The sequence below is a fragment of the Gemmobacter serpentinus genome (genome assembly GCF_008973825.1).
Classification (GTDB): domain Bacteria; phylum Pseudomonadota; class Alphaproteobacteria; order Rhodobacterales; family Rhodobacteraceae; genus Gemmobacter; species Gemmobacter serpentinus.
On sequence record NZ_WCHR01000018.1, the window covers coordinates 37,570 to 49,828 of the forward strand.

Consider the following 12,259-nt stretch of genomic DNA (forward strand, 5'->3'; position numbering starts at 1 on the left):
ATGCCGGGGTCAATGAAAATCCCGGCTTGGAAACAACCTTCTGGCCTGTTCGCGGGGATGCCGCGCGGTTTGCCTTGTCATATGGCCCCGCGTGGCAAGACCGCCCGAGGCGCGGCGCAGGTGCGGCGGCTGGCCAAGATGTGACAGACGGGGGGACAGATCCTCGATCTGTTCCGCGATCAGATGCACGACCGGGCCATCGCGTTCGATCCTGCCCCGCACGCGCAACAGCCGCCCCGACATGACGGCTTTGCGAAACTGTTCATAGATCTTGCGCCAGACCACGACATTGGCCACGCCGGTTTCATCCTCCAATGTCAGGAAAATGACGCCAGAGGCTGTGCCGGGGCGCTGCCGGGTGATGACCAGACCCGTGAGGGTGATGCGCCCCCGTGCCTGGGCCAATCGATCATGGGGCAGGCTTTCCGGCAGGTCGGGGCGCAACAACTCCATCGGATGGGCGCGCAGGCTGAGGCGCAGCGCCAGATAATCCTCGATCACCTCCTGGCCCAGCAGCATCCGCGGAAGCGTCATGCCGGGTTCTGTCCCGCCTTCGCCATCCGTGCCGAACAGGGGCAGGGGTCTGGGCGCGCGCAAGGCCTTTGCTGCCCAAAGCGCATCCCGTCTGTTCAGCCCAAGGGCGGCAAAGGCATCAGCTTCGGCCAATCGCTCCAGCCGGTCGGGATGGATGCTGGCCCGGCGCCACAGGCTTTCAACATCGCCATAGCCATTGCCGCGCGCCGCCACGATCCAATCGGCATCCTCGGCGCGCATCCCCTTGATCTGGCGAAAGCCGAGCCGCAGCGCCAAGGCGCCATCTGCCCTAGGCTCCAGCGTGCAGTCCCATGCCGAATGGTTGACCGAGACAGGACGCACCTCGACACCGTGTTCGCGGGCATCGCGCACCAATTGGGCCGGGGCATAGAACCCCATCGGCTGGGCGTTCAGCAGCGCGCAGGTGAACGCCGCCGGATGATGGCATTTCAGCCAGGCCGATATATAGACCAGCCGGGCAAAGCTGGTGGCGTGACTTTCGGGAAAGCCGTAACTGCCAAAGCCCTCGATCTGGGCGAAGCAGCGGGCGGCGAAATCGCCGTCATAGCCATTTGCAATCATCCCGTTGATGAAGCGGTCACGGAAGCCGCCGATTGTGCCCATCCGCTTGAATGTGGCGAGGCTGCGCCGCAGCCGGTCTGCCTCGGCCGGGGTAAAGCCCGCCGCGACGACGGCGATCTGCATGGCCTGTTCCTGAAACAGCGGCACGCCGTAAGTGCGGCCCAGAACCTCCATCATCGCGGGGCCAAGATCTTCGACCGCTTCGCGCTTCCGCCTGCGGTTCAGGAACGGATGCACCATTCCGCCCTGAATGGGGCCGGGGCGGACAATGGCGACCTCGCAGACCAGATCATAGATGTTGCGGGGCCGCATTCTTGGCAGAAAGTTCATCTGGGCCCGGCTTTCCACCTGAAACACGCCGATGGCATCGGCCCGGCAAAGCATGTCGTAAACCTTGCTGTCTTCGGCGGGGATATTGGCCAGTGTCAGACGCGATCCGCGATGATCTGCCAGCAGGTCAAAAGCCTTGCGAATGGCGGTCAACATGCCAAGGGCCAGCACATCGACCTTCAACAGCCCAAGCGCGTCAATATCGTCCTTGTCCCATTCGATGATGGTCCGGTCGTCCATCGCCGCATTCTCGATCGGGCACAGCTCGTCCAACCGTCCCTGCGTGATGACGAAGCCGCCGACATGCTGGGACAGATGTCGGGGAAACCCGATGATTTCCCCGATCAGCCGCAGGGTCAAGGCCACGCGCCGGTCGGCCGGGTTCAGTCCGGCCTCGCGCAAGCGGCTTTCGTCCGGGGCGGCAGAAGACCAGCCCCAGATCTGCCCGGCCAGCCGCGCAATCACGTCCTGTGACAGACCCATGACCTTGCCGACTTCGCGAATGGCGGCGCGGGACCGGAAATGGATGACGACCGCCGTCAGGCCCGCCCTTTCGCGGGTATAGCGCTGATAGATCCACTGGATGACCTCTTCGCGGCGCTCATGTTCAAAATCCACGTCAATGTCGGGCGGCTCATCCCGTTCTTTGGAAATGAACCTTTCAAAGATCAGGGTGATGGATTCCGGCGGCACCTCGGTGATGCCCAGCAGATAGCAGACCACCGAATTGGCCGCCGATCCCCGCCCTTGGCACAGGATGCCCCTGGATCGGGCAAAGGCCACGATGTCATGCACGGTCAGGAAATAGGGCGCGTATTTCACCTCGGCGATGAGGCGCAGTTCATGATCCACCCGGTCCAGCGTCCTTTGCGGCGCACCTTGAGGATAGCGCCAAAGAATGCCCTCGCGCGCCAGCCGTTCCAGCCGGGTCTGGGCAGGCTCGCCATCCTTTGCCTCGTCAGGATATTGATATCGCAGCTGATCCAGCCGAAAGGCGCAGGCATCCGCGATCTGCATCGTGCGCCGGATCGCCGCCGGATAGCGATGGAACATCCGTGCCATCTCATCGCCGGATTTCAGCCGCCGCTCCCCATTGGCCAGACGATGTTCGCCGATGGTGTCGATGGTCAGCCCTTCCCGCAGGCAGGTCAGCACATCTGCCAGCGGGCGGCGGGCCGCGCGATGCATCATCACTTCGCCAAGGGCAACCATGGGCAGCCCGGAGGATTGTGACAGGCCCGCAAGATGGTTCAGCCGTTCCTGATCCTGTCCGTCATAGACCGGGGCTGCCCCCAGATAGCACCGCCCGCTGAAACGGTCCGAGATCTGGCGCAGCTCTGCCATGATCTGGGGGCCGCTGATCCTGTCGATATTCAACGGATCGGGCGGCAGCGCGATCAGGATCATTCCGGCACCCCAGTCCAGCAGGTCGATCCGTGTCAGATGGCATTCCCCCTTTGGCGCGCGCCGCTTGCCCGTGGACAGAAGCCGGGTCAATCGCGACCATGCCAAAAGATCTTGGGGCAGGGCCAGCCATTGCACCATGCTGTCGGTCAGGACGAGCCGGGCCCCGGGGATCAGCCGTGGCAAAGGCGCGTCATCGGCCGTCGCATTGTGTTCGGCCTGTCCATGCGTCAGCCTTTGCCGGCTGGATGTATCCATCACCTGTTGCGAACGGATATCAGGCCCGGTGCGTTCCGCCTCGGCTCGCAGGCGTGCCAGTTCTTTCAGGGCCGAAAAGGCGCGCACCACACCCGCCACCGAATTGCGGTCGGTGATGGCAATGGCGGCAAGGCCAAGTTCGGCCGCACGGGTGACCAGTTCCTCGGGATGCGAGGCCCCGCGCAGAAATGAGAAATTCGAGGTCACGCACAGTTCGGCATAGGGCGTCATGGAAAGCGCCCCTGTGCATACCAGCCCGGTGCATTGGGCGTGTGGAACAGCCAGAGCCGGGGTCCTTCGGATGTTTCGATGCGCCAGTAATCGCGGATGCCGCTGCGCCAGGCCGGGTCATCTTGCCACCATTCCGGGGTGATCCGCTCCGGCCCCTGGGCGCGCAGCGTGGAAAAGCGCATGTTGCGCCAGTGAAATCGGGTGGGCGGATGGCCGCGGGTCTGGCGGACGGGCTCGGGCGGGAAGATCAGGGCCGGGCGGGCCGGGCGGGGGCGATACGGAAAGGGCTGTGCGTCATGATAGGCGGCGGGCACCACCCGGAAGCTGCGTTCGGGGACAAGGCTGTCGGCGGGCAGGCAGCGCAGGACGTGATCAAAGCCCAGCCGGTTGCCCAGGCGCGAGAGCAGATCCGACATTTCATCCCCGCCACGGTTCTGCCCGGGCACAATCTGTGCCGGCAGCAGCGGCTCGGTCACCGTGGCGACAAGCCGCAACATATCAATCCCAAAACCTGCATGGGTGTCATCGATCCCTTTGTGGAACAAAGGGGCGATCCGCGCGGGATCTCGCATCGCGCGCGCCAGGCCGATCTCAAGCCTGGCGGTGCTGCCGTCCACGCGGCCCAGCTCCAGCCGGATCCGGCGTGCGCCCATATGGGTGGCAGCCAGCTTGTGGCACAGCCGGGTCAACAGCAGATCCAGCCCCGCCATCACATCTGCCGTCAGCCCGATCGGTTCGGGCAGGCTGATCCTGACCCCGAAATGCGGCGGATCCGGCGGGGCCGCCACCGGCTCCGGCAAAGAGCCAAGCATCTTGTCCAGTGCCTTCATCACATCGGGGCCGAAACGCCGCACAAGCGGGGCGCGCGGCACCCGGAGCAGATCGGCGATCCGGGTCAGCCCCAGCCGGTTCAATCCGCCTGCCACATCGGGGGGGATATTCAAGGCGGTCACGGGCAAGGTGCCAAGCTGCTCTGACACCTGGCCATCCAGAACGATCCCGCCGCCATGCCGCGTCAATGCATGGCCGCCGCTGCGTGTGGGCGCGATGGCCGTCTGGACCGCGATCCCGGCCCGCGCCATCCGGTCGTGAAGATCATCGCGCAACGCGTCTTCGCCACCGAACAGATGCGCGACCCCGGTGATGTCGGCCACCAGACCATCCGGGCCATCGGCGGCAACCTGTGGTGCATATCGCCCGGCCCATCGGCGCAGGGCCTCCTGCGCGCGGGCCTCCTGCACCGGATCGGCGGGGCGGGTGGCCAGATCCGGCAGGATCGCCCTTGCATCTGCCAGGCCCATGCCGCGGGACAAGCCGGCGGTTTCGGCGTCAAGATTCAGACAGTGCAGCACATCGGTATTGCCCTGACGTCTTGTCAGCGCGACGGGCCCGCCCAAGGGGCGGGATCGCAGACTGGTGTCACTCGCCAGTCTCGGAAACCATATGACAAGCAGCCGTCGTGCCATCCCAATGCAGGGTCCAGAATCCAGAAGTTCCCTTTTTGTTCTTATTAAGGTTCCAGCGATGACGAGTCGAGTCCGATGGTCCGGCAACCAGATCACATTTCCATCTGGTCTCGGCCGCATTGCTGCCCTGGCCTGCATGGATCAGCAAAAGCCCTGTTGTCTGCCCTGCCTCGGCGGCCAGTTGCAGCCGTCGACCTGCCGTCAGGGAGAGCGGCTTTGCGGGCTCTGCGATCACCAGACCGGGGACGGGGCTGCGCAGGGCCTCTTCAGTGGCCCATAGAAGATCGGTTTCCGAGCGGGCCTCGACGATGTGAAGCCGCTCTGCGACCCCCGGGGGCAGGCCGCGCGGCATGGGGCGGCTGGCCTGGTGCTGTGACAGGACCCAGAAAAGCGGCCCCGCATGTTGCAGCGTCTGAAACAGCGCGAAAGTTCTGCGGCCTTCGCCCTCGGCTTCATGCACGCGCGCGGGCGCAAGCAAAAAGGGGGCACCGGGCCCGATGGCAGGATCTGGCAGAATCTTCACAATCACCCTCCGCGAAGGCCCAAGCCTGCCATCTGGCTGCGGGCGTTGCAACTGCGATGCCGGCGGCATCGCGGCTGCCCGCCTGAGGCTGCTTTTCGGGGATGCGGCAGGATGCAGAGCAGGGCCTTTGGCGGCCGAACCGCGATCTCAGGGGCGGGCGGGCAGATGCTCCAACTCGCCCAGCAGCAGTTTGGCGATCTTGGCGGCCCGCGCACCCTTGCGCCATGTCAGCAAGACGCGCTGGTCCAACTCGGACGGCAGTGGGATCGAGGGCAGGTCACGACTGCCATGGCTGATATGGGCGGGCAGCACGCTCAGCAGCCCTTCTTCCTGCACCATCGAGACGATGACGGGCAGGGAATCCACCTCGATCAGCGTGGCGGTCTTGCGCCAGTCCGGGCCTGCGATGTTTTCGAAATAGGCTTCGGCGCGCTGGCGCAAACCGCTGCGGCGCGACTGCATGACAAGGGGCGTGTGGCGCAGCAGGGTCAACATGCCTTCCCGCGTGGGGCTGGCCTTGGCCAGCGCGCGTCCGAACAGCGCGACCGGGCCGCGCATCACCTCGGTCTGGTTGTAGGAGCTTTCGCGTAGCCGTGCGTCCAGAAAGACGCAGTCAAAACGCCCGCTATCCAGCCCTAGCAGCAAATCTTCCGCCAAGGTCGAGACCAGCGAGAAACGCAAGCCGTGGCGCAGGTGCAGCCTTGCGCCAAGGCGGGCCAGCAGGCGGGACAGATCGCCATCGGCCGAGGCCGGAATCACCGCGCCAAGGCTGGCGGGGCGGTCGGTTTCACGCCGCAGGCTGGAAGTCAGGCTGCGCCATTCATCCTCAAGCCGGGTGATCTGCGCCAAAAGCCGCTGGCCCTGTGCGGTCGGATTCAGCCCCGTGGCGCTGCGCTCGGCCACCTGTCGGCCAAGGCTGCGTTCGATCAGCGCAACCTGTCGTGTCAGCTGCGGCTGACCCAGATCCAGCGATAGCGCCGCCCGCCGGATGGAGCCGATTCTCAGCACCTGTGCCAGCCGGAACAGCGCCTCGATCCCCACCGATGATTTGGGCAGGCTGTCGCGGTCACAGCCATGGATATCCTGCAAGATCAGTGCGATCCGCTCGATGGCAGGACGGCAGCGGCGGCCCTCAAGCGTCAGGGCAAGGCCGTCTTCGGTGCGGCGCATCATCACCTGCCCCAGCGTTTCCTCCAGCCGGGAAACGGCGGTCGAAACGCTGGACAGGGGCTGTGCGGTGGCACGCGCTGCCGCCCGCACACCGCCATGGCGCATGACAAGGCCAGCAAGAATGACGGTGGAGCTGCGCATGGCTTCTTCGCATCATGGGTTCATAAAAAGACATATGCCCCAGTTTGAATTGTTCCGCTAGCATTCCCTTCAGATCACGCGAGACTCAGATGACCCGACCGCCCTGCATCATGGCTTTCGACTATGCCCCGCTGGATATGGCGGCGCTGCGGATGCTGTTGGCCGGTCGTGTCTCGCCCCAGATCAGCGCAGCGGCCATGGGGCGTGTGGCGAAGGGTCGGCAGGTGCTGGAACGGGCGATTGCGGCGGGCCAGCCAATCTATGGCGCGACGACCGGCGTCGGCGCGATGAAATGCACCGAACATCGCGATGCCGGGGCGATCTTGCAATTCAACACCAGTCTGGCGCTGGCGCATCAGGTGGCGGTGGGGGAGGTGATGCCGGATGGTATCGCCCGGCTGACATTGGCGCTGCGGCTGAACACGGCATTGTCGGGGCGCGTCGGCGTCAGTGAGGGCTTCGTGCGGCACCTTGCCGCCATGCTGCATCATGACCTGCTGCCGGTCCTGCACGGGCGCGGGTCGGTCGGCTGCGCCGATCTGGGCCAGATGGGCGAACTCGCCTCGGTCATGGTTGGTGAGGGGGCTGCTACGCTGGCCGGCCTGCCTCTGCCGGCAGATGTGGCATATGCGCAAGCGGGGTTGCAGCCCTATGCCATGCAGCCGCGTGACAGTCTGGCCGCAATCAGCACCAATGCCTTCGGTCTGGCGCGTTGCGCGGCTGCGGTTGCCCGCGCGGCCGAGGTCATCCGTCAGGCGATGACGCAGGCAGCGGTGACGGCAGCGGCCTGGGGTCTGGATCGCGCGGTTTGGCAGGCGGCGCTTGAAAGCCATATCCCGGGTGAGGCGGAGATGGCCGCATGGTTGCAGGCCGCGCTGGACGATCAGCAGGACTGGCCCGCGCGCAGCACGGTTCATGACGCGCTGTCGGGGCGTTTTCTGGTGCAGATCCTTACGGCATCCGTCGCGGCGGCCAGCACGGCCGCGCGTTCGGTCACCCGCCACACCACCCAGATCGATGACAACCCGGTGATCTGCGGCGACAAGGTTGTCACTTCGGGCGCAAGCCTGCTCTGCGATCTGTCTGCCAGTGTCGCCGGGCTGCAACTGGCGCTGTCGCAGCTTGGGCGCAACGTCTTCAACCGCTGTCTGATTCTGACCAATGGCGGCCTGCCGGGGCTGCCGGTCAATCTGGTCCCGCCCGGGCGCATCGCCACCGGCTATGGCCCGCTGATGAAACTGGCACAGGAACAGGCGCTGCGGATCAATCTGGCCGCGCAGCCGGTCGTGCCGCTGAACCTGACGCTTGCGGCGGGGCTGGAGGATGAGGCGCTGTTGATCCCGCTGGCCGCAGAGCGGCTGCTGGATCAGCTGGAGGCACTGGATTGGCTTTTGACCATCGAGGCGCTGCTGGCCGTGCAGGCACTGGATCTGCGCGGGCTGGCGCAGGGGCGGATGCTGGCGATGCAGGCCGAACTTGTCCGCCGCCATATCGCCCCGCTGAGCCGCGATGTGCCGCTATCGGCACCACTTTCGGCGCTGCGGGAAAATCTGCGCATGAATGAGGTGCGTGCCGGGCTGCGTGCCCTGGCACCCTTTCCGGCCTTCGATCAGGAGATGGGCTTTTCGCAAAGCGATACTGCCAGAGAAGATTCGGCTCTTTGCCGACAAACAAAAGAAATCGCGCAAGGCGATCTGATCCAATAGCAAGAATTACGTTCCGATCACTTCCCCGACAGGAGATGTAAATGAGTGTTTTCAATATCTTGAACGTAAGGCCCGCTGCGCGGGTGATGCGTGCCACCCTGCTGGGGGCCGCACTCGTCTTGGCGGCCCCGGCGGCCTTTGCCCGTGATGTCGTTGTCTCGTCGAAGATCGATACCGAAGGCGGCCTTCTGGGCAATGTGATCTACCTTGCGCTGCAAAATGCGGGCATTCCGGTGGAAAACAAGCTGCAGCTTGGCGGCACGCCGATCCTGCGCGATGCCATCACGGCGGGGCAGATCGACATCTATCCCGAATATACCGGCAATGCGGCCTTCTTCTTCAACGAGGCTGACAGCGCGGTCTGGAAAGATGCCGCGGCGGGCTATGCGCGCGCGGCCGAGCTGGATCTTGCCGCAAACAAGATCGTCTGGCTGCCGGCCGCACCTGCCAACAACACCTGGGCCATTGCCCTGCGGGGCGATGTGGCAGAGCCGAACAACCTGAAGACCCTGACCGAATTCGGCGCATGGGTTACCGGCGGCGGCACGGTGAAACTTGCGGCCTCGACCGAGTTCGTGACGGCACCTGCGGCGCTGCCGGCGTTCCAGACAACTTATGGATTCACCCTTCGGTCGGACCAGTTGGTCCAACTGGCCGGGGGCGATACCGCCGCCACCATCGCGGCGGCGGCGCAGCAAACCTCGGGCGTGAATGCCGCGATGGTTTACGGCACCGACGGCGCGATCTCGGCGGTCGGGCTGGTGGTTCTGGAAGACGACAAGGCGGTGCAACCCGTCTATGCGCCTTCCCCCCTCGTGCGTGAGGATGTGCTTAAAGAGTATCCGCAGATTGCCGATGTGTTGGCACCGATCTTTGCCTCGCTGGATCTGGTGACCTTGCAAGAGTTGAATGGTCGTATCCAGGTCGGCGGCGAACCCGCCGAGGCCGTGGCGCGCGACTATCTGACCAGCAAAGGCTTTCTGAAGTAAGCCTGTCCCGGAGAGGGGGCGCATCCCCTCTCCGGTCCCCTTCCAAACCAGTTTTTCGTCGGAGGGCCAGGTGGCTGATACTTCCCTTGCGACCCCCGTGCCTGTGCCACGGATAAGCCGGAACGGGCTGCTCTTCGCGCTGCTTGGCGGTCTGGCCCTGTGGTTGCCACTGGTGCAGTTCAAGGCCAATCGTATCGTGGCAGGCGAGGGCCTTTCATTGCCCGGCGCGCTGCCCGGTGGCGCGGGCTGGGGCTTTGTCTGTCTTGTCATCCTGCTGCTGGCGGCGGGGCTGCTGTATCGGTTGCCGCTGGGCTGGCGGCTGGGTCTGGCGCTGATCGGGCTGGCGGCGGTGATCCTGTCGCTTGGGCTGGCGGCCAAAGGCCTGACGCCTGAAGGCAATCGCGTTGTCCGTGTTGCCCCCGCGTCAGGGTTCTGGATGCTGCTGCTGGCCTTTGGCCTGATGGGGACAGATGCGTTAAGCCGCCTGCACCTATCGCGCAAGGCCCGCTGGGCGGTGCTGTGCATCAGCCTTGGCCTGATCTGGCTATGCCTCGCCTCCGGCTTGCTGAACGAAACCTCGGTCATGGTGGAATACCGGGCGCGGGCCGATCTGTTCAGCCGCAGCCTTTGGCAACACCTGACGCTGGCCTTCGGGTCGCTGGCCATGGCGCTGCTGATCGGGCTGCCGCTGGGTATCATGGTGTTCCTGATACCAAAGCTGCGCCGGGGCGTGCTGGGGGTGCTGAACGTCTTGCAGACCATCCCGTCGCTTGCGCTGTTCGGCATCATGATCCCGGTCTTTGGCTGGATCGCGCTGAATGTGCCGGGGGCGGCGCAGATCGGCGTCGCCGGGATCGGCCTGTTCCCGGCGCTGATGGCACTGTTCTTCTACTCGCTGCTGCCAGTCGTCTCGAACACGCTGGTCGGGCTGCGCACGGTTGATCCGGCGGTGCATGATGCGGCCTTTGGCCTGGGCCTGACGCAGCGCCAGGTGCTGTTCCAGGTGCAGTTGCCGCTGGCCCTGCCGGTGGTGCTGGCGGCGGTGCGCATCGTGCTGGTGCAAAATATCGGCCTTGCGGTGATTGCCGGGCTGATCGGCGGCGGCGGCTTTGGCAGCTTTGTCTTTCAGGGGCTGAACCAGACCGCGATGGACCTGATCCTGCTGGGCGCCTTGCCCACAATCCTTCTGGCGCTGGTGGCCGGGGTCGCGCTTGACCTTATGGTCGAGGCGATCAGCCCCAAAAAGGGTAATGTGACATGATCCGTATCGAGAATCTGAGCAAGACCTATGGCGATACGACGGTGGTCCAGCCGGTTTCGCTGACCATTGAAAAGGGCCATATCGCGGCGCTGGTCGGGACATCCGGCTCGGGCAAGACCACACTCTTGCGGATGATCAACCGTCTGGTCGAGCCCAGCTCGGGCAAGGTCTGGATCGGCGACGAGGATGCAGCAACCATCGCGCCGCATCTTTTGCGCCGGCGCATCGGCTATGCGATCCAGGGGCATGGGCTGTTTCCGCATCGCACCCTGGCTCAGAATATCGCCATGGTGCCGCAGCTTCTGGGCTGGAAACCGCGTGACATATCGGACCGTGTGGACGAGTTGTTGACGCTGTTCCAGCTTGACCCCGCGCGTTTCCGGGACCGGATGCCGCATCAGCTTTCGGGCGGGCAGCAGCAGCGGGTCGGGGTGGCGCGGGCCTTGGCGGCGCGGCCCGAAGTGCTGTTGATGGATGAACCCTTTGGCGCGCTGGATCCGGTGATCCGCGCCAAGGCGCAGGACGATCTGCGCGACATCCAGCGCCAGCTTGGCACGACACTGGTGATCGTGACGCATGACATGGAAGAGGCGGTGACGCTGGGCGACCGGATTGCCGTGATGGACAAGGGGGTGCTGCTGCAATACGGCCCCCCGACCGAGATCCTGACCCATCCCGCCACCCCCTTTGTCGAGGCGCTGATCGGCAAGGCCGAGCGTCCCTTCCGCCTGCTGTCGCTGTCGCATATCGGCGATATCGCCGTGCCGGGCGAGGCCGAGGGACCGGCCCTGCCGCGCGACACCTCGGCGCGGGATGCACTGGCGCAATGCCTGTGGCTGGGGCGGGATCGGCTGGCGGTGCAGGGCGGCGGTGTGGTGACGCTGGAGGCGCTGCGCACCCGCGCCAAGGGGGATGGCGCATGATTGCAAGGCTGATCCTCGCGGCGCTGGCCTGCCTTTTGGTGGCGTTCCTGCTGACACCGCAAAGTTTTGCGTGGCTGTTCGTGCCGCTGACCAAGAACGGCGCGCCGCCGATCTATACCCAGACCGGATTGCTGAGCCTGACCCTGTCGCATCTGGGGCTGGTGGCGCTGGCCTCGCTGGCCTCGACCATCGTGGCGGTCGGGCTTGGCGTGCTGGTCACCCGGCCTGCCGGGCGCGAATTCCTGCCGCTGGCGCGCACCATCACCTCGATCGGGCAGACCTTTCCGCCGGTTGCGGTGCTGGCGCTTGCGGTGCCTGCGATGGGGTTCGGGGCCGGGCCCACGCTGGTCGCGCTGTTTCTATACGGCCTTCTGCCGATCTTCGAGAACACGCTGACCGCGCTGCAAAACCTGCCGCCCTCGGTGATCGAGGCCGCGCGGGGCATGGGGCTGACCCGCCGCCAGCGGCTGTTGCAGGTGGAACTGCCCTTGGCGCTGCCGGTGATCCTGGCCGGGGTGCGGCTGTCGGTGGTGATCTCGCTGGCAACCGCCACCATCGGATCGACCGTTGCGGCGCATACTTTGGGCGAGGTGATCATCGCCGGGCTGTTGTCGGCCAACACCGCCTTCGTGGTTCAGGGCGGGCTGATCGTCGGGCTGATCGCTGTGCTGATCTACGAGGGATTTCAACAGGTCGAAAAGGCCACTGCGCGCCGCATCGGCCAGATGCAGCAGGAATAAC

The 12,259-nt window shown here is 65.2% G+C and carries 9 protein-coding genes; 5 read left to right on the top strand and 4 right to left on the bottom strand.

All coding sequences use genetic code 11. From position 1 onward, the window contains the following. Positions 1-9: 9 nt before the first annotated feature. The 4 genes from GBJ34_RS11295 to GBJ34_RS11310 form a co-directional block, all read right to left on the bottom strand. Positions 10-3,339: an error-prone DNA polymerase gene (locus GBJ34_RS11295; protein ID WP_151719385.1), complete on the bottom strand. Its 3,330-nt coding sequence runs from the start codon at positions 3,337-3,339 to the stop codon at positions 10-12. Further along, a complete protein-coding gene (locus GBJ34_RS11300) occupies positions 3,336-4,736 on the bottom strand; it encodes a Y-family DNA polymerase (RefSeq protein WP_318843226.1) in 1,401 nt (466 codons plus the stop codon). The genes GBJ34_RS11295 and GBJ34_RS11300 overlap by 4 nt, the downstream gene beginning before the upstream one ends. A gap of 22 nt (positions 4,737-4,758) precedes the next feature. Further along, a complete protein-coding gene (locus tag GBJ34_RS11305) occupies positions 4,759-5,328 on the bottom strand; it encodes an ImuA family protein (protein WP_226341138.1) in 570 nt (189 codons plus the stop codon). 147 nt (positions 5,329-5,475) lie between these two features. Then, positions 5,476-6,639 carry a LysR family transcriptional regulator gene (locus GBJ34_RS11310; protein WP_151719387.1) on the bottom strand — a complete coding sequence of 388 codons (1,164 nt, stop codon included), beginning with the start codon at positions 6,637-6,639 and terminating at the stop codon, positions 5,476-5,478. 89 nt (positions 6,640-6,728) lie between these two features. Between GBJ34_RS11310 and GBJ34_RS11315 the strand changes: the two genes are divergently transcribed. The 5 genes from GBJ34_RS11315 (at position 6,729) to GBJ34_RS11335 (ending at position 12,258) form a co-directional block, all read left to right on the top strand. After that, entirely contained in the window at positions 6,729-8,345 is a 1,617-nt protein-coding gene (locus GBJ34_RS11315; RefSeq protein ID WP_151719388.1) for an aromatic amino acid lyase, read from the top strand. Between the two features lie 86 nt (positions 8,346-8,431). Further along, positions 8,432-9,334 carry a glycine betaine ABC transporter substrate-binding protein OsmF gene (gene osmF / locus GBJ34_RS11320; protein WP_151719584.1) on the top strand — a complete coding sequence of 301 codons (903 nt, stop codon included), beginning with the start codon at positions 8,432-8,434 and terminating at the stop codon, positions 9,332-9,334. A 70-nt stretch (positions 9,335-9,404) separates the two neighbouring features. After that, positions 9,405-10,595 (top strand): ABC transporter permease, encoded by a 1,191-nt coding sequence (locus tag GBJ34_RS11325; protein ID WP_226341139.1) that lies wholly within the window; start codon positions 9,405-9,407, stop codon positions 10,593-10,595. Then, positions 10,592-11,518 (top strand): ABC transporter ATP-binding protein, encoded by a 927-nt coding sequence (locus GBJ34_RS11330; RefSeq protein ID WP_151719389.1) that lies wholly within the window; start codon positions 10,592-10,594, stop codon positions 11,516-11,518. Before GBJ34_RS11325 ends, GBJ34_RS11330 begins: the two co-directional genes overlap by 4 nt. After that, the gene (locus GBJ34_RS11335; RefSeq protein WP_151719390.1) at positions 11,515-12,258 is read left to right on the top strand and encodes an ABC transporter permease; all 744 of its coding nucleotides are present in this window, start codon (positions 11,515-11,517) and stop codon (positions 12,256-12,258) included. The genes GBJ34_RS11330 and GBJ34_RS11335 overlap by 4 nt, the downstream gene beginning before the upstream one ends. Position 12,259: the final 1 nt, after the last annotated feature.

What these genes read in the sequence shown, in the direction of transcription:
- GBJ34_RS11295 (WP_151719385.1), bottom strand. Translation starts at nt 3,339, where the DNA reads ATGACGCCCTATGCCGAACTGTGCGTGACCTCGAATTTCTCATTTCTG.
- GBJ34_RS11330 (WP_151719389.1), top strand. Translation starts at nt 10,592, where the DNA reads ATGATCCGTATCGAGAATCTGAGCAAGACCTATGGCGATACGACGGTG.
- GBJ34_RS11310 (WP_151719387.1), bottom strand. Translation starts at nt 6,639, where the DNA reads ATGCGCAGCTCCACCGTCATTCTTGCTGGCCTTGTCATGCGCCATGGC.
- osmF (WP_151719584.1), top strand. Translation starts at nt 8,432, where the DNA reads ATGCGTGCCACCCTGCTGGGGGCCGCACTCGTCTTGGCGGCCCCGGCG.
- GBJ34_RS11315 (WP_151719388.1), top strand. Translation starts at nt 6,729, where the DNA reads ATGACCCGACCGCCCTGCATCATGGCTTTCGACTATGCCCCGCTGGAT.
- GBJ34_RS11335 (WP_151719390.1), top strand. Translation starts at nt 11,515, where the DNA reads ATGATTGCAAGGCTGATCCTCGCGGCGCTGGCCTGCCTTTTGGTGGCG.